This window comes from Mesorhizobium sp. B2-6-2, from assembly GCF_006440615.1.
In the GTDB taxonomy this organism is placed as follows: Bacteria; Pseudomonadota; Alphaproteobacteria; order Rhizobiales; family Rhizobiaceae; genus Mesorhizobium.
This window is the reverse complement of record NZ_VFUG01000024.1, coordinates 1-15,639: the sequence shown is the minus strand read 5'-3', so window position 1 is coordinate 15,639 and position 15,639 is coordinate 1. Positions and strand designations below refer to the sequence as shown.

Annotated in this window: 16 protein-coding genes; 6 read left to right on the top strand and 10 right to left on the bottom strand. The window is 60.1% G+C overall.

The genetic code is table 11. The annotated features are described in order from the left end of the window. Nucleotides 1–3 precede the first annotated feature (3 nt). From FJ419_RS27860 to FJ419_RS27835, 6 genes are all read right to left on the bottom strand, one after another. Nucleotides 4–1,479 (bottom strand): pilus assembly protein TadG-related protein, encoded by a 1,476-nt coding sequence (locus tag FJ419_RS27860; protein WP_181170830.1) that lies wholly within the window; start codon nt 1,477–1,479, stop codon nt 4–6. 60 nt (nt 1,480–1,539) lie between these two features. Further along, a complete protein-coding gene (locus FJ419_RS27855; RefSeq protein WP_140700474.1) occupies nt 1,540–1,842 on the bottom strand; it encodes a hypothetical protein in 303 nt (100 codons plus the stop codon). Then, the gene (locus FJ419_RS27850) at nt 1,829–3,274 is read right to left on the bottom strand and encodes a type II and III secretion system protein family protein (RefSeq protein WP_140700473.1); all 1,446 of its coding nucleotides are present in this window, start codon (nt 3,272–3,274) and stop codon (nt 1,829–1,831) included. Before FJ419_RS27850 ends, FJ419_RS27855 begins: the two co-directional genes overlap by 14 nt. 53 nt (nt 3,275–3,327) lie before the next feature. Continuing rightward, nucleotides 3,328–4,347: a Flp pilus assembly protein CpaB gene (gene cpaB / locus FJ419_RS27845; RefSeq protein WP_140700472.1), complete on the bottom strand. Its 1,020-nt coding sequence runs from the start codon at nt 4,345–4,347 to the stop codon at nt 3,328–3,330. Between the two features lie 79 nt (nt 4,348–4,426). Next, nucleotides 4,427–4,633, bottom strand: a complete 207-nt coding sequence (locus FJ419_RS27840) for a Flp family type IVb pilin (RefSeq protein ID WP_140700471.1) — start codon at nt 4,631–4,633, stop codon at nt 4,427–4,429. 82 nt (nt 4,634–4,715) lie between these two features. After that, nucleotides 4,716–4,922, bottom strand: coding sequence for a Flp family type IVb pilin (locus FJ419_RS27835; RefSeq protein ID WP_140700470.1), 207 nt, complete (start codon nt 4,920–4,922; stop codon nt 4,716–4,718). Between the two features lie 495 nt (nt 4,923–5,417). Between FJ419_RS27835 and FJ419_RS27830 the strand changes: the two genes are divergently transcribed. The 6 genes from FJ419_RS27830 to FJ419_RS27805 all read left to right on the top strand — a co-directional run bounded on the left by FJ419_RS27830 (nt 5,418) and on the right by FJ419_RS27805 (nt 10,933). Then, nucleotides 5,418–6,803, top strand: coding sequence for a CpaF family protein (locus FJ419_RS27830; protein WP_140700469.1), 1,386 nt, complete (start codon nt 5,418–5,420; stop codon nt 6,801–6,803). Further along, on the top strand, nt 6,803–7,774 hold the full coding sequence (locus FJ419_RS27825) for a type II secretion system F family protein (protein ID WP_140700468.1): 972 nt from the start codon (nt 6,803–6,805) through the stop codon (nt 7,772–7,774). Before FJ419_RS27830 ends, FJ419_RS27825 begins: the two co-directional genes overlap by 1 nt. A gap of 76 nt (nt 7,775–7,850) precedes the next feature. Beyond that, nucleotides 7,851–8,738: a type II secretion system F family protein gene (locus tag FJ419_RS27820; protein ID WP_140700527.1), complete on the top strand. Its 888-nt coding sequence runs from the start codon at nt 7,851–7,853 to the stop codon at nt 8,736–8,738. Between the two features lie 52 nt (nt 8,739–8,790). Continuing rightward, the gene (locus FJ419_RS27815) at nt 8,791–9,336 is read left to right on the top strand and encodes a tetratricopeptide repeat protein (protein WP_140700467.1); all 546 of its coding nucleotides are present in this window, start codon (nt 8,791–8,793) and stop codon (nt 9,334–9,336) included. Further along, on the top strand, nt 9,333–9,878 hold the full coding sequence (locus tag FJ419_RS27810) for a prepilin peptidase (RefSeq protein ID WP_140700466.1): 546 nt from the start codon (nt 9,333–9,335) through the stop codon (nt 9,876–9,878). Before FJ419_RS27815 ends, FJ419_RS27810 begins: the two co-directional genes overlap by 4 nt. 80 nt (nt 9,879–9,958) lie before the next feature. Beyond that, nucleotides 9,959–10,933, top strand: a complete 975-nt coding sequence (locus tag FJ419_RS27805) for a phosphatase PAP2 family protein (RefSeq protein WP_140700465.1) — start codon at nt 9,959–9,961, stop codon at nt 10,931–10,933. 71 nt (nt 10,934–11,004) lie between these two features. Here the strand turns inward: FJ419_RS27805 and FJ419_RS27800 are convergent, their stop codons facing one another. The 4 genes from FJ419_RS27800 to FJ419_RS27785 form a co-directional block, all read right to left on the bottom strand. Continuing rightward, nucleotides 11,005–12,279, bottom strand: coding sequence for a penicillin-binding protein activator (locus tag FJ419_RS27800; RefSeq protein ID WP_140700464.1), 1,275 nt, complete (start codon nt 12,277–12,279; stop codon nt 11,005–11,007). A 102-nt stretch (nt 12,280–12,381) separates the two neighbouring features. Continuing rightward, nucleotides 12,382–13,017 (bottom strand): lytic transglycosylase domain-containing protein, encoded by a 636-nt coding sequence (locus FJ419_RS27795; protein ID WP_348642832.1) that lies wholly within the window; start codon nt 13,015–13,017, stop codon nt 12,382–12,384. A 278-nt stretch (nt 13,018–13,295) separates the two neighbouring features. Then, entirely contained in the window at nt 13,296–13,664 is a 369-nt protein-coding gene (locus FJ419_RS27790) for a hypothetical protein (RefSeq protein WP_140542092.1), read from the bottom strand. A 248-nt stretch (nt 13,665–13,912) separates the two neighbouring features. Beyond that, nucleotides 13,913–15,639, bottom strand: a 1,727-nt coding sequence (locus FJ419_RS27785) for a type I secretion C-terminal target domain-containing protein (protein WP_140700462.1), incomplete at its 5' end; no start/stop codon positions are given.

Below are 15,639 nucleotides of genomic sequence, written 5' to 3'. Positions count from 1 at the left end.
GCTCTACCGATAAAGCTGCGCTTCGTTGCGCTGAAGTTTCTTCAACGTGCCTTGGCCGACCGTCGTGCTGATATCCTGGATTTCGCCATAGATGTCCGCATTCGGTGGACCACCGGCCGTTTCAGTCACGAATACACTTGCAAAAGCCTGCACTGGCAGAGTCTGGCCGCCGCCCTGGACATTATTGGCCACGCAGTCGACTATAGCGACGTAAAGCAAACGCCTATCCGCGATCTGCGTTGTGGTGTTGCACTGCGGCGGAGTTTTCTCTTGTCCGCTCTTCAAGGTGGGATTGTCGATTTCATATTTGTAGACACAATACCGGCTGGGACTTGCGCCGCACGCGGTCAGCACCCCAGCGGTGCTGGCGTTGCCATGGTTGATGCTCCAGTAACCTGCAAAGTCCCATGCGCCATTGCCAAGCACGCCTGCTTGCGTACAGGTACCTGAATAGAAGCAATTGTCCCTTGGCAGTGCCTCGTAATTATTTGCCTGTCCGCTGTTTGGTAGATCGTAGCTGCAACTGCCGCCATTATTCTTGACGACCATGCCCTTCCGAACATTGGGTGCAGGGGGCGCGCTTGAAGGGACCAGCTTCCCGCTGTTGCCATTCGGATAGATATCAAAGCGCGTGTTGATGCCGTCGTTGACCGGAGTGACATTTCCGGGGCGGGTCTTCACACCGTTCTGGCTGTAGCAAGCGGGCGGGCTCGTCACCGCGAACATTTCGGTGAGCTTCTGGGCGGATTTGTCGCCTTCTGGAGAAGACAGGAATCCGTAGTTGCCAGGCCCATACTGCGCGTTATTGCCGCCGGTCTGCTCCTTTAGCCAGATCATCGGCTTGCTAGTTCCCGAAACAGCCGTCTGAAGCGCGCCGAGGGAGGTGTAAGGATTGCAGATGAACATCGGCGTGAATTGGCACAATGCGTTGGTGAAGCCCGCGACGGCTTCAGCTCCGACATTGAAGCTGTTGGCCGAGCTTCCTGAAAGGTAAGAGACCGGGAACATGGCGGTGAAGCTCTCCGGTTGAGCCGTCACCTGGATAAGCTTGGTTGTGCCAGGCGATGCTGCATAGTTGGCCGAAGTGATCGGGTCGGCGTCGTTTGTGGGAATGCTCGCAAGGAAGCACCACGAGATCTGGCCTCTTGACCGGCATGCGGAGTACGTCGGATTGACCGTGGTGCTGCCGGTGCTTGGCAACGTCACGACACCTGCATCGGCGAATATGGTTTCGTTGGAAACCAGGTGAACAAGGGCGCTCTCAGCTCGCGTCCAGGCGTCCGAATTGCCATCAAGCTCTGCCGCGCCGGCAAGCGCCAGCGCATCGACACCTTTTTGCAGATCGCTGTGCAATCCGTTGGCGCGGCTCATGTCGAGAGCCAGCACTGCAAAGCCGACGAGCGCCGGCAGCATGATGGCGACAAGGATCATCGCTATGCCGCGCTGATCGCGCCAGAATTCACGAATGGTCCCCAACATGACCCTACTCTCCATTCGTGCCGGGTGTCCTCGCTCGCCCGACGCGCTTCATCCTTCTCTTTAGTTCGTCCCGATAGGCGCGCCCGACGGGCCGACATTGACCGTCATGTTGGTTGCCGGCGCGGACCCACTTGGCGGAAGCTTGTATTTCTGCACCACGGCGACTGACCGCGCGCCGTTGCCCTCGATCTTCGTGTTGTTGGAAGCCGGGTTATAGGGATCGACCGTCTGCAGCAGCTGATTGGCTTTCTGTGAGTCGCCGGAAGCCAGCGTCATCGTGTCGTAATTGTGCAGATAGTCGGCCGCGCAGCCGGCGAGCAGGCTGGTGCCGAAAAGGACGAGCAGGAGCTTATTTCTTGACATAGACCAGCTTGTCCTTCGATTTCACATCCAGCATGTGGCCGTAGGGGCCGGTGACGCCTTCGCCATGCTCGTACATGCGGATCATGTCCTTGCTGACTTCGAGCTGGCCGAGCAGCATGAGCTCCGGGTCGTTGGCCGGTTTCGTCTTGTCGAAAGGCGTCGCCAGTTGCTCGCCGGGCCTCACCGGCCGCACCAGATGCGGCGTGACGATGACGACCAGCTCGGTTTCTTCCTTTTGCGTGCTCGAATTGTGGAACAGCGCGCCGACGATCGGCACTTGGCCGAGCCAGGGCACCTGATCTTGCTGTATGGTGTTCTTGCTCGAAAGCAGGCCGCCGACCGCGAAGCTCTGGCCGTCGCGCAGGTCGACCACAGTCGACAGCTTGCGGTTGGTGAAGATCGGATCGCCTGCGGCGGTGAAGCCGGTCAGGTCGCTCACCTCGGGCGCCAGCTTGATGTGGATCTTGCCGTCGTCCAGCACCACCGGGGTGAAGTTCAAATTGACGCCGAACTGCTTGAACACGATCTCGACTTCGCCTTGCGCATTGACGCTGCGCACCGGCACCTCGCCGCCGGCGTTGAAGCTGGCCGTCTCGCCGGAGACAGTGGTCAGGTTCGGCTCGGCCAGCGTGCGAACGACGCCCTTGGCCTCGAGCGCCTCGATGATCAGGTCGACCTTGATATTGCTGTCGATGATGCGGGTGATCAGCGCCGCGAACGGATTTGTTTTCGACAAAAGCCCGCTGACCAGGTCGCCGGTTCCGAGCACGGTCCCGTCCTTGTCGACCGTAGCATCGCCGGTTCCCCAAACAGTTTTGCCGCTGCGGTTGGCGCCTCTGAACGAGACACCGAGATCGCGGCCGGCGTTGCGCTTCGCCTCGAGGATGCGCACCGACAGATTGACCTGCTCGCTGTCGTCGATCGTCACGGCATTGATGATGGAGTCGGGACCGTATTGCTGCGTGACTTCCACGATGGATGCCAGCGTCGCGGCGTCCTTGACGTGACCGCTCAGGCGAACCTTGCCGTTGATCGAGCCGATCTCGATCCGCGCCTTCGGCGCCACCTGGCGAATGGCCACCGCCATGTCGCTGACATCCTGGCCGACCTCGATCTGGATGGCGCCCAGCGAGCGCTTGTCCTCGGAAAAGAGATTGACGGTGGTGGTGCCGACAGCTTTGCCTATGATGTAGAGCGTCTTGTCGGTCATCGGCTGCGCATCGGCGATCTTCTCGTCGCCAACGACGATGTCGCCCAGGGTAGCGTTCACCTGGATGGTGGCGGATTGGGAAACCGGCACGAACACGCGATGCAGCGACGGGTTCGACACGTCGATGAAGCGGTCGGCCGCCGCAACCGGATAGCCGGAAATCGCCGATACGCCCAACACGGATAGCGCGGCCGCCGCTATCCTGACCCAAAACCCCTTCATTCCCCGTCTCCCCACTTGCTGCCCCGGGGCAGCCTCCGCCGCGCCGACCCTCGTCAGTCTTGTCGCGGCACTTCGTATGATTCCAGCTTGACGCCCCGGAACACCCCGACCGTCGCCAGCTTGGGCGGCTCCGGCTGCACGTATTTAACGACTTCCTTCACCGGTTGCGGCGCCGTGGCGACTGCCGGAGCAGGCTTTGCCTTGCTCAACTGGTCGAGTTGACTGCCGACCCGTTCCACCGCCTTGGCGAGGCCGTCAATCCTTTGGTCGGCCTGTTTGCGCGCCGCTTGCTCCGCAGCCTGCCTGTCCAGCTCGGCCTGGCGCTTGGCGACATCCTCAGGCGTGTCGGCGGTTAGATCCGCCAGCGTAACTCTTTCATTCGCCTCACCCTTGCTGCCGGCAGCCTGGCGAAGCGCCAGCGACAACTGGCCGGCGCCCGCCGCGAGCGTCAGCTTCTGCGCGTCCTTGGTGCTGACTTCGACCGTGACGGCTTTCACGACCTGCGGGGCATCCTTGCTTTCGTCGGCAACCTGGTCGACGGCGAGCACCTTCACGCTCTGCAGCAGCACGTCGACGAAACTCTTGTCGACGCCGTCGTCGCCGCGAACGTTCCGGGTCAGCAACACGTCCACCCTGTCGCCAGGAAAGACAAAGCCCGCAACGCCGAGCACGTCGTTGACGCGGATGGAGACCGCCTTCATGCCCTCGGCAAGCACTGCTGATAGCGTGGCGCGCTGGCCCGGGCCCGTGATCTTGGCGGCGAGAATAGGTTCATTGGCGCTGATCGATTGCAGCGCCTGGCGCGCGCCGCTGCCGGCCATCGCTTCTTTGACAGTTCCGAAGGCTCCCGCCGGCACGGCTCCCGCGGGCCACGCAATTTCGCGTAACTTGTCGGCGCTCAGCGCGTCGCCGAATTTCAGCGGCACCGCCGCGACCACGACCGTGCTTGCCTGGACGCCATTGGATTGCGCCATGGCGTTGCGCTGGCCCGCAAGCCAGATGTTGACAAGCACAACCGCCAGCACACCGAATATGCCGGCGAGAACGATCATGATCAACGTGTTGGCGCGCATGAGCGAAGGCCCCCTACAACGGAATGGTGTAGCCGATCCGAGGCCCGTTTCTACGCGGGCCTCGGATCCAATTTAACGGTCAGCAGGTAACCGTGTATCCAGTCGGCGAGTGGTTGCTGAGTATCGTGCACAAGTTTGTGAACTGGCCGGTCACAAACACGCCAATCCCAAGAACCGCGGTAATGGCAGCCGCTGCGATGATACCGATCAGGATGGAATATTCGACCATAGCAGCGCCGTTATCATCGTCGCGGAACCGCTCGGCTATCGTCATTAACTGTTTCATGCCAATTTCTCCTGTGAGACGTTTAAACCCGACGAGACGGAACTACCTAGCGCTTCCCGGTCGGGTTCATCCTTGGTCGCCCTTAGCAGGTGACCGTGTAGCCAGCCGGCGAGTGCCCGCTCAGCGTCGCGCAGAGGTTATGGAACTGGCCAGTCACAAATACGCCAATTCCGAGAACCGCGGTGATCGCCGCCGCCGCAATGATGCCGATCAGAATCGAATACTCGACCATAGCAGCGCCGTTATCGTCGTCGCGGAACTGCCGGGTCATCGTCATGAGTTTCTTCATGCCAATTTCTCCCTTTGGAGGTTTGAACCCGACGAGACAGAGCCAAGGATGAACCCCATACCCAAGCATCCCCCGTCACGTTCAATCCTAGGTCGCGCAAAAAAGCAGTGTCAAACGGATTAACGGAAGCTTAACCTTTCAATACTCGATTTGAAATCGTTTCAATTACGACAAGCGCTTGATTCGCCTCATTTTTCAAGTCATTTTAACCATTCATTCACAATTCCGCCACGGCGGCATCCCATTGTCGACGTATTAGAAATCTGACATAATTCATTATATCTAATGCCTTAGCAGACTTAAGTGCATTAGTCGCGGCAAAGGTCTTAGGACTTTGGTCTGTGTAGATGGGGCGAGTTAGACGCAGTTATACGGGGTTTGATCGCATTCTTAACTATGCCGCAAGTAATACATGGACTTTGGTTGGCGGGCGGCTTGTGCCCCTCGTGGTTAACGCTTAGTTTCCAGTTGGGGAAATAAAAAGGGGCGGGCGGCATGTTGGGTCGCTTCATCAAAGGGCCAAACGAGCAGCGGGCATCGCAGATGGCGCCCGCGGTTGCGGTCGTGAACGGAACAACTGCAGCCATTGCGGCGGAGGCCGAACTGCAAGATCTCGACTTCCTGACCTTGAAGGTCGAGCTGCATCGCCATCTCATCGATCGTTTCAACCTGACTGCGCTGGAAAGCGCGTCTAAGGATGAAATCCTGAATGAGATTCGGCCGATCGTGCGCGAGTTCGTGCGCAGCCGAAACGTGCCTTTGAATGCCCGCGAGCTCGATCAACTGACCAGCGACACCGCCGACGAGATGCTGGGCCTCGGCCCGATCGAACCGCTGCTCAAGGATGAATCGATCACCGACATCATGATCAACACGCATGAGCGGGTCTTCATCGAACGTCGCGGTATGATCGAGCAAACCGCGATTCGCTTTCGCGATGAGGCGCATCTGCTGCGCATCATTAACAAGATTGTTTCGGCCATAGGCCGCCGCGTCGATGAATCAGCGCCGATGGCGGATGCGCGCCTGGCGGACGGCTCGCGCGTCAACATCGCCGTGCGACCCGTTTCGGTCGACGGCCCGCTGGTCTCGATCCGCAAATTCTCAAAGAACCCGTATTCGCTGGAACGCCTGATGGCGTTGAATTCGATCCGCCAGCCGATGATCGATATGCTCAGGATCGCGGTGCAGGCGCGCAAGTCGATCCTGGTCTCAGGCGGCACCGGCAGTGGCAAGACCACGCTGCTCAACGCATTGTCGAGCTATATTCCGGTGAAGGAGCGCCTGGTCACCATCGAGGATGCTGCGGAGCTGCAACTGCAGCAGCCCCATGTCGGCCGGTTGGAAACGCGTCCGCCCAATGTCGAGGGCAAGGGCGAGATCCGCCAGCGCGAGCTGGTGAAGAATGCGCTGCGCATGCGGCCCGACCGCATCATCGTCGGCGAGGTGCGCGGCGAGGAAGCCTTCGACATGCTGCAGGCCATGAACACCGGCCATGAAGGCTCGATGACCACCATTCACGCCAACACGCCGCGCGACGCCATCTCGCGCCTGGAGCAGATGGTCGGCATGGCCGGGTTGCCGATGACGCATGAATCCATCCGGGCGCAGATCGCGTCGGCCATCGACATCATCGTGCAGACGCAACGCCTTGCCGATGGCGGACGGCGCGTTGTGTCCATCTCGGAGATCACCGGCATGGAGGGCAACATCGTGCAACTGCAGGAAATCTACCACTATGTAAGGCGCGATGTTGCCGCCGATGGAGCAATCATCGGCGATTTCCGCGCCACCGGCGTGCGCCCGCGCTTCGCTCCCGAGGCCGCCACGCTCGGCCTTCATTTCGCCAAGGATGCGTTCAACCCGCAGGTAGCGTTGTAATGCTCACGGGTCAGGCGCTTCTTTATTTCATCTATGTAGTTGCGGCCGCCTCGGTCATTCTTGCCGGCGAAGCTTTCTACCTGTCGCTGGCTGGCCGGCGTTCGCGCCGGCTCGCGGTCAATCACCGGGTACGCCGGCTCGCAGATGACGCTCCCGCGGAACACACATTGCGCAGCCTGCTGCGCGAGCGCGGCTTGACCGATTCCGGGGACTTCGTTTCTGGTATTGTTTGGTTGAATCGGCTCTATACCCAGTCTGGCGTGACAGGAAGCCCACTGACCTTCGCGGCGTCGTTTCTTCTGGCCGGACTGGCAATAGGGTTGCTGCTCTGGTTCTTTTTCGGCCTCGCCAAGCCGACCATTTTTATCATCTTTCTCTTGATAGGCTTCATCCTCCCGATCCTCGTGCTGCGACGTGCGCGCAGGAAGAGGGTGCAGATGTTTGCCAAGCAACTGCCGGACGCCCTCGACATGATCGTTCGTTCATTGCGGGCCGGCCACCCGGCAACGGTTGCGATTGGCCTTGTTGCGCGGGAGATGCCGGATCCGCTTGGGTCGGAATTCGGCATCGTCGCTGACGAGATCACCTTCGGGCTTAGCATGGAGCAGGCAGTACGAAAATTATCGGAACGGGTGGGCTTCGAGGGACTCCATCTGCTTTCGATTTCGCTGTCGATCCAGGCCAAGACGGGTGGCAATCTCACAGAAATCCTTTCCAATCTTTCGTCCGTTTTGCGCGAAAGGCAGAAGCTCAGATTGAAGATCAGGGCACTCTCGGCCGAGGGGCGCGCGTCTGCGTGGATCATCTCGCTCTTTCCACTCGCGATGTTCTTGATACTTCAACTTATCGCGCCGGCTTACTACGGGAAGGTTTGGGGAAATCCAATGATATGGCCTGTCTTCTTGACCTTCGGCCTCTGGGCACTTCTGGGTGACTTTATTATGTATCGGATGGTAACTTTTGATTTCTGATGGAGCGATAAAACTGATTTACAACAGCGATACTTTGGCTTTCTTGGTCTCGGTTGCCGTGTTCGGGGCGGCCGTTATGCTGTTTCTTTTTGCGGCGCTCGTGTTTTTGCCCGCAATGCAAACGCGGAAGCTGGTAGTTGATAATCTGGTTGGCGACGGGACCATAGATCGGCGCTCGATACTGGGACAGGACCAGCGGGCCAGGATCGAGGCGCAGAAGCCTGTTGAAGCCTATTTCAAGTCGATCGAGAAGGAGCGCAATGAGCCGAACGCCCTTGAGGCCAAGCTCTTCCGCGCCGGCTTCTATCGGGCAAGCGCACCTCTCATATACATGCTTTGCCGGCTGGGCGCCGTCGCCGTCGGCTTCCTGGTCATGTACACACTCTTGTCGAGGATTCTGCCGCCGCAAATACCCGGCTTCTTTGCTTTCGCTGCCGCGAGCCTAATCGGTCTCGGTTGCATCGTCATCCCCAGCATCATGCTTGATCGCTTCGAGAATAAGCAGAAGCAAGTCTATCGTCGCGCTTTCCCTGATTTCATGGACATGATGATTACCTGCGCCGATGCGGGCATGAGCCTCGAAGCGGCAGTCGAGCGCGTGAGTCAGGAGCTGGCCGGCACGCACAAATGGTTGGGCATCCAACTGTCGATCATGAATCTGCAGTTGCGGGCTGGTAAGCCGTTGCGCGAGGCCTTGCGCGAGCTTGCCGACCGCATCGGCCTCGACGAAGCAAAGGCATTGGCGGTGCTGTTCCGACAATCGGAAGAACTCGGCACCAGCCTCACCGATGCCCTGCGCGTCTACAGCGCCGAAATGCGTGGTCAGCGTATCCTTCGGGCCGAAGAGCGCGCCAATGCCTTGCCGGTCAAGATGATGATCCCGCTCGGACTCTGCATTTTCCCGGTGGTCATGATGGTCGTCATGTTGCCGGTGATCATCCGCATGAAAGGCATTTTCTTCTAGTGCATCATATGATTAGCTTCTAAAATAGAGTCGGGGACTCGTGGGACACACAATGACAAAGCGCCTCGCTGTCGCGGCCAGCCTGCTGCTAATCTTCCTGGCCGGTTGCCAGACGAGCGACTCCACGGGCGGCGTCGTGCGCACCAACGAGCCCGCCAAGGGCGACTATACCGCTTTCGGCGACGCCTTCGACGGGCTGAAGACGGTCAGCGACGTCGACTACTACGCCTCGGATCAGGCGGTCACCGAGGCCAAGACGCAGTTCCGTTCCGAAAATTACGGCAATGCCGGTGCGTTGTTCTACAAGGCCACAAGGCTGGCCCCCAATGACGGCGTCGCCTGGCTTGGCCTCGCCGCCTCCTGCGATCGCATCCGCCGTTTCGACCTTGCCGACATGGCCTATGGCCGAGCCTACCGGCTGCTGGGCGCGACACCGGAATATTACAACAATCTCGGCTACTCCTATCTGCTGCGCGGCAAGCTGCAGGACGCCCGCAGCAATTTCCTCAAGGCCTATGAATTGGCGCCCAACGATCCGACGGTTGCCAACAATCTGAAGCTGCTGTCGTCCAGCGTGCGGAACATCGAGCGGTCATGAGCCTTTTGCCGACCGCTTCGATCGTATTCCAGGGGCTGGCAATCCTGCTGCTCGGCCGTATCGCCTGGATCGATTTTTCCACGCAGCGAATACCAAACCGCGACGTGCTGCTGTTGCTTTGCCTAGGCCTCGGTGCTTTGCAATTCCAGGCACTTCAAATTCACTCCTGGCTGGGCATGGGCCTGAGTGCGTTCGGTGGTCTTGCTCTGTTCCTTGCGCTCTTTCCGTTCTGGCTCCTGCGCAAGATTGGCGCCGGCGACGTCAAACTGATGAGCGTCACACCATTTCTGATTGGTGGTGGCAATCTCGCCGTTTTTTCCATATTGCTGCTGACTTTCGCAGTGGCCACGACGGTTGTGATCAAGAATCCCTTCCTGCTGCCGGCGGGGATGTTTCGCCACTACGTGCAGCATATGGACCGTAAAGGAGTCGTACCCTTCGGTGTGCCGATTTCACTGGCCGCGATCTGTGCGCTGGCAATGCAGATGTATCATGCCTTGCTAGTGGCAACCAGTTCCGGGATTTTGGAGCAACTTAATTAGACGCCGACCAGACGTAAGTGTCAAAATCAAAAGCGCGTCGGTTGCCCCACGTTTCTCTGCTTATAAACCCGGGGAGCGGAATGAACCAGTCAATATCCCGACATCACGTTGCGATGGTAATTACCGTGACGTTAATATATGTGGTAGCAGATCTCGTGATGCTTCCGCAATCGCATGTGGTATTTAGCTATTCAAACGCAGTGTACCTGTTGAAGGCGGCGATAATAGTGGCCGCTTTCTTCCTGGTGGCGCGGACTTTAGCGGCATTGTGGCCTAAACTTCCACGAAGAATGCAAGGTTTCGTTGCCGGAACCGTCGAAGCTGTGGATAGCATCGGTGTTTTGATAGCGTTATTCGTCCCGCTCTCAATGGCGAGTCTCCTTTTCATGTATCTTGCGGCGAGCACGACGCGTCCGCTAATGGACGCCTACCTGGCTTCGTTCGATAAAGCACTTGGATTCGACTGGCTCCGAGCAGTCGAATTCGCCAACAAGTTTCCTTCAGCAGCGACGATAATGGTCTGCGCTTACGCAGCACTGTCCTTTCAGGTTCCAATGGTCCCGTTCTTTCATGCGGTCAGAAGGCGACGAGAACGGATGCTGGAGTTCATGGCCTTAATCGCGCTCTCAGGCCTTCTGACGGGCTTCCTCATGCTAACCATGCCCGTTGCAGGCGCCTACTCTTTCCACATGCCAAATGGCGGCGGTTTAAGTCACTTCACCACAGTCGGTTTTTCTCATCTTCCAACTCTGGCGCTGCTGCGGACCTCGGCTCCATTTACTTTTTTGATTACCAACACAATCGGAATTACGACTTTCCCATCTTTTCACACCGCACTTGGCATCATCATCACTTACAACTTGCGGCACACTGTCCTGTTTTTGTCGGCGGTTGCGGTTAACTCGGTCATGATCGTCGCTACGATCCCGGAAGGCGGTCACTATTTTGCAGACGTGCTGGCCGGGATCGCCGTCGCGCTGGTTTCAATAGCCGCAGTGCGCGCTGTAAGCGTCAGGCCGGTAGCCGAAATCAGACAACCCGCTGTGTCGAGCTAGTCTCAACACACAATGGGCGAGACACAATGGGCGAGGCGGTGTGATGAGGATGGCGGGGTTTGCCGCCCCGCTCAAAACCCCGACGTCGACTTCTCCACCAGCTTCAACCGCCCCTTCTCCACCCTGAAGAACGGCATCGACCTTTGGCTCGAGCCGTCGGCGCGGAAGCGGAACAGGCCGGTCGAGCCGCGGAAGCCGCTGGTGTTTTCCAGCACCTGCTTGCTGAAGCCGTCGGGGCCGGCGGAGCTCGCGATGCCCGCGCTCAGCGCCACCACGTCGTAGGCATAGGCGACGTTGACGTCCGGCTGGTAGTTGTAGGTGGCCTTGAAGCGGTCGGCGATCGGGCCGGTCTCGCTCTGGTCGAGCGTCGCGATATAGGCGCCTTCGTAGAGCGGATCCATCGGGCGCTCGAGCCAGCGGTCGGTGCCGATCAGCGTCACCGCCTTGCCCGGAATGCCTTTGGCCTTTAGCGCCGCGAGCACGGCGACAGGGCTGCCGTCGCCGCAGGCCACGACCACGGCGTCGGGCGCCTCGACCAGCGAGCCCATGTCGGACACCACCTTGGCGCCGCCGTCGCTCGCCGAATAGGGCAGCGTCACCGCAAGCGTGGCGCCATAGATGCTGAGCGCGTTGGCCACCCGGGATTCGATCGGGCCAGAGTCCGCGCCCGAAGGCACCAGCAGCACGAATTTCCTGGCGCCCTTGGCAGCGACCGCCGCCGCGCCCGCCGCGGCGCTATCGGCTTCGCCGAGCCGCACGGAATAGACGCCGGGGCCGCCGGCGAAATTGTCGGCCAGCGCCAGCACCGGCGGCCGCTTGGAGCCGGAGAGCTTGGCAAGGTGCTGCGCGGCCGCAAGCTCGGACGGCCCGATGACGACCTTGACCGGGCCGGACGTGATCGCCTTCACCGCGAGGTCCTTGGCGTAGCCGCTGTCGCCGCGCGTATCCTCGATCGTCAGCGTCAGAAGCTTGTCGCCGAGATCGGCCATCGCCAGCCGCGCGCCGTCATACATTTTCCGGCCGTTCTCGCCCGTCCTCCCGGGCGCCGAAAGCGGCAGCAGCATGGCCACCTTGGTCGGCCCCGTGCCGAGCGTCAGCTGGGCCTTGGCGGCGGCGGCCGAGGCCGGGCCGGCCGAGGTCGCGCTGGCCAAGGCCGGACTACCCAAAGTCTGGCCGCTTGCCTGCAGGGCGGGCGCCGCGGCAGTGCCCGCCTGGCCGGCGGGTGCCGCTATCGCCGACGGATCGAGCACGTCCGACGCGCCGCTCTTGGACTGGCAACCGCACAGCGTCGCGACGAGCCCGAGAGCGAGAGCCAACAGACGCGGATCGTGCCGCTCACATTTCATTTGATGCTTCCATCCCATCTGCCGCCAGTATTCGCCCCGGTCTGCCTTCACTTCTCTTAACGTTTGCCTGCCCGGTCGTCCCGTGATTCTTGCGTCATGGCTTTAGCCGTCGAAGAGCCGCGCTCTCAGCGCCTGTATCGTCCTCGCCTGCGCCGGGCTGCGATAGTCGGCGCATTTCATGTAGCGCGGCCCGGGCACGAACGATCGTCGCACGCAGACGCGTTTCTCCTGGCCGGCGGCGGACAAGCCGACCGTCGGGGCGTCGGAGAATCCGATCGTCGAGATGTCGGAGAATCCGATCGTCGCCACCGGCAGCGGCCCGGCCACATCGAGCCCTTCCCGCGCCAGGATCGCGCGTGCGCGCCGGCAGTAGTCGACAGAGCGGACCGAGAAGCGGGTTTCGCCGTGCCCGGCGCGGTATTTCATCACGGTGGTGCAAAGATCGCCCGCGGCGAGCCTGTTTGCCTGCGCCAGATATCTGACGCCGAGCGCGATGTTGGTGGCCGGCTCGCCAAGTTCGTCGAGCGAGCCGCGAAAGCCGAGCATCCGCGCCGTTGCCGGCATGACCTGCATCAGCCCGACCTCGCCGTCGGCGCCGCGCACGCCGGGATCGAAGCCGCTTTCGATCTCCATCACCGCATGCGCCAGCACCGGCTCGAGGCCGTAGAGCGACGCCTGGCAGGTGGCGAATGCCTTGAATGTCGCGCGCGTCCGCTCGGGCGCCGGGTCGCAGCGCACGGGCTGCGTCCCCGGTGGCTGCGGCCGCTCCAGCCAGTTGGCGTGGGCAGGTGTTTGCCCCAGGCCGAGCAAGGCGACCGCCAGGGCAACTCCAGGAAAACTGCGTAGCGGTTGGGCTCGGCGACTTCGCCGTAGCCTTCCGCTCGCAATCGCGTCAAGACATAGAGATGGACCGTTTCGCCGTTTCGGTGAAACGGCGGACCGGTCCAGCGCGATCGCCTTCGCCGATTCTCCGTCGGCCACCATCGCAGCCAGCCGGCGTCCGCTTGCCCGTCAGCTCAGTGCATATACTCGACCATGCGGTCGTGGAAGCACTCGCATTTGTTGAGCGTGTCTTCGTCCTTGTAGTTCGTCTTGAGGTAGCCATAGGCCATGCCGCAGGCGACCTTGGCTTCCGAGGCCCAGACGAAGGCGGGACGCGACGAGTTGATCCATTCCGGGCTGTTGGCGACGGCGACCGATTCGTCCATCAGCTTCACCACATGGTCCTTGAGCTCGACCATGTTGTCGGTCAGCACCAGGTCCGAGGTACCCACAGTGCGGCAATAATTCACCGCCGGCTCGCCAATGATATCGGCGGCGAACCCCGTCGACCCGGCCACCAGCAGCGCCGCGACTGATGCCAGCAATCTTACGGAATGTCTCATGTAAGCCCCTCTCCGAATTGCGAATTCATGCTTTGCTGATGTTTAGCATGGAAGCAGGCTTGCGTACTGTGCCACTTGCGCCACAGTCATCATCGTGAAGGGCTGTGCTCTTACTGGCTGGCTCGCCTGTCCGTCGCGTGCTTCAGCAAAACGTCTGAGAAATCGAAAGATAGGTTTAGGCCCGTAAACCAAGCTCCACTGAGGGGATATTCATAGCCCCTCGGCGGAGCCGGTTGTGCGTGCCGGCTTTATGGCGTTACGGGCACACTCGCTGCGTGGTGCGCGTCGTCGTAAACGATGTTGATTGTGCTTGATATACCCGACAACGTTGCTACCTCATAGGTTGTGTTGTTATGCGTAACGCTGATGTGGGTTTCTGTCCCATCGCTGGTCGCTTTGATGCTGTCGAGCGCATCCGAGCTGGTTTGGCCACCGCCGAAAGCGGCATCCAGGACTTTGCTCAGATCGATACTATCGCTCTCATTCGAGTGATAGTCGGTGATCAGGTCCTGAATGGCGCCGTGGCTGTTCCACGTAGCGGCGTTGATGACGAACGTGTCCGCGCCGACACCGCCGGTCATTGTGGTCTGGCCGCTGCCGGCGATCAAGGTATTGGCGTTGGCGTCGCCAACCAGAACGTCGCCATCATGCGAGGAGCCGATCAGGTTCTCTATTCCGGTCAACGTGTCGCCACTCGCTGCCCCGCTGTTACTGTGCGAGCCATCAAGATAGACCTGGACGGAACCTGACGCGTTCGAGAAGTCGACCGTGTTGTTGGTTCCGGTCGCCGTAAAAATGTCGTGCCCGTTCGCGCTTGCTGCAAAAACGTCGTCCGTCCCCGACAACTGATATCCACTGCCTGTGTGCATGCCGACCAGAGACACTGAGAGGTCCGTCGAACTCGTTGCCTTGTCGCCGTCAGCATCTGTGATGGTGGGAGTAAAGGTGAGCGTCGTGCTGTTGACCACTGCGGTCTCGTTGAAACTGACCCCGGTAATGTTGATCTTCGGATCATCACCGGCCGCGTTGGCCACATTGGCCACATCAACTTCGTAGAATGGCGCGAAGTTCCCGGTCACGACCGATCCCGCAGGCTGTCCCCAATGCGCGGCATCCACGATTAGCGCTTGGCCGTCGGGCAACGTTATGTTCTCGGTTGCTATGACGGTGCCTGAAGCATCCTTGAGCGTCACGAGAAAGTGCTCGGTCGTGGCATTATTGGCCTTGCCGATCCCGAAGCTCACCCCAGTCTGGGCGGCCGCGAACTTAAACATCAGGGTGCTGCCGGTATCGAGATTACCGTTCCCAAGCCCGATGCCATTGGCGTTGACATGCACCGTGTTTTGCGCGGCGTTTGGATCCGTCTTGCTCGTTGTGAAGCCGTCGATCAGCAGATCGTATCCGGAACTGGGATCGTTGCCGTTGCCGAATGTGGGGGCTGAGCCCACAAACTTCAGCCAATCGCCCGTACCCGACTTAAGTTTAGTGAAGTCGAAGGTCTCCGTCGATTGCAGGCTGTTGGACACCAGGTGGAAGTCATAGGTGCCACTGGCATTCATCGATAGCGTGAAGAACTCGTTCTGGCCGCTGGCATTTTGAGCGTCGGTTTGATTGGCGTAGGCGAACATCTCTGCTGTCTGGGCCGACGCATCGTAGTGCACATATTCGTAGAACATATAAGGCGTTGCGCCGCCGTTGACGGTGACTGAGTAGATCTCATCGCCCGACTGGGTGTGAGTGCTTGTGTCAGTTACGGTGTAGGTTACGCCGGCCGGCGCAGTCCCCATAGCGATGCCGATTGCCGAGGTCGAACTTGGCCCGTCCGCCCCGAAGACCGGCTGCCATGTGCCGTGGACGTCAGTATTGTTAACGTTCGGCATAATTGCGTCCTGGATGTTGCTGATCGCGGGACCGTCGTCGTGGATGGTGATCTGCGGTCCGAGATCGATCGAGGCCTTGGCGGTGTCGCCGTCAT

Bases quoted from the DNA above. Each gene is read 5' to 3' on its own strand.
- FJ419_RS27830 (WP_140700469.1), top strand. From the start codon at position 5,418: ATGTTGGGTCGCTTCATCAAAGGGCCAAACGAGCAGCGGGCATCGCAG.
- FJ419_RS27840 (WP_140700471.1), bottom strand. From the start codon at position 4,633: ATGAAACAGTTAATGACGATAGCCGAGCGGTTCCGCGACGATGATAAC.
- FJ419_RS27825 (WP_140700468.1), top strand. From the start codon at position 6,803: ATGCTCACGGGTCAGGCGCTTCTTTATTTCATCTATGTAGTTGCGGCC.
- FJ419_RS27805 (WP_140700465.1), top strand. From the start codon at position 9,959: ATGAACCAGTCAATATCCCGACATCACGTTGCGATGGTAATTACCGTG.
- FJ419_RS27855 (WP_140700474.1), bottom strand. From the start codon at position 1,842: ATGTCAAGAAATAAGCTCCTGCTCGTCCTTTTCGGCACCAGCCTGCTC.
- FJ419_RS27810 (WP_140700466.1), top strand. From the start codon at position 9,333: ATGAGCCTTTTGCCGACCGCTTCGATCGTATTCCAGGGGCTGGCAATC.
- FJ419_RS27860 (WP_181170830.1), bottom strand. From the start codon at position 1,479: ATGTTGGGGACCATTCGTGAATTCTGGCGCGATCAGCGCGGCATAGCG.
- FJ419_RS27800 (WP_140700464.1), bottom strand. From the start codon at position 12,279: ATGAAATGTGAGCGGCACGATCCGCGTCTGTTGGCTCTCGCTCTCGGG.
- FJ419_RS27790 (WP_140542092.1), bottom strand. From the start codon at position 13,664: ATGAGACATTCCGTAAGATTGCTGGCATCAGTCGCGGCGCTGCTGGTG.
- FJ419_RS27820 (WP_140700527.1), top strand. From the start codon at position 7,851: ATGCTGTTTCTTTTTGCGGCGCTCGTGTTTTTGCCCGCAATGCAAACG.
- cpaB (WP_140700472.1), bottom strand. From the start codon at position 4,347: ATGCGCGCCAACACGTTGATCATGATCGTTCTCGCCGGCATATTCGGT.
- FJ419_RS27815 (WP_140700467.1), top strand. From the start codon at position 8,791: ATGACAAAGCGCCTCGCTGTCGCGGCCAGCCTGCTGCTAATCTTCCTG.
- FJ419_RS27850 (WP_140700473.1), bottom strand. From the start codon at position 3,274: ATGAAGGGGTTTTGGGTCAGGATAGCGGCGGCCGCGCTATCCGTGTTG.
- FJ419_RS27835 (WP_140700470.1), bottom strand. From the start codon at position 4,922: ATGAAGAAACTCATGACGATGACCCGGCAGTTCCGCGACGACGATAAC.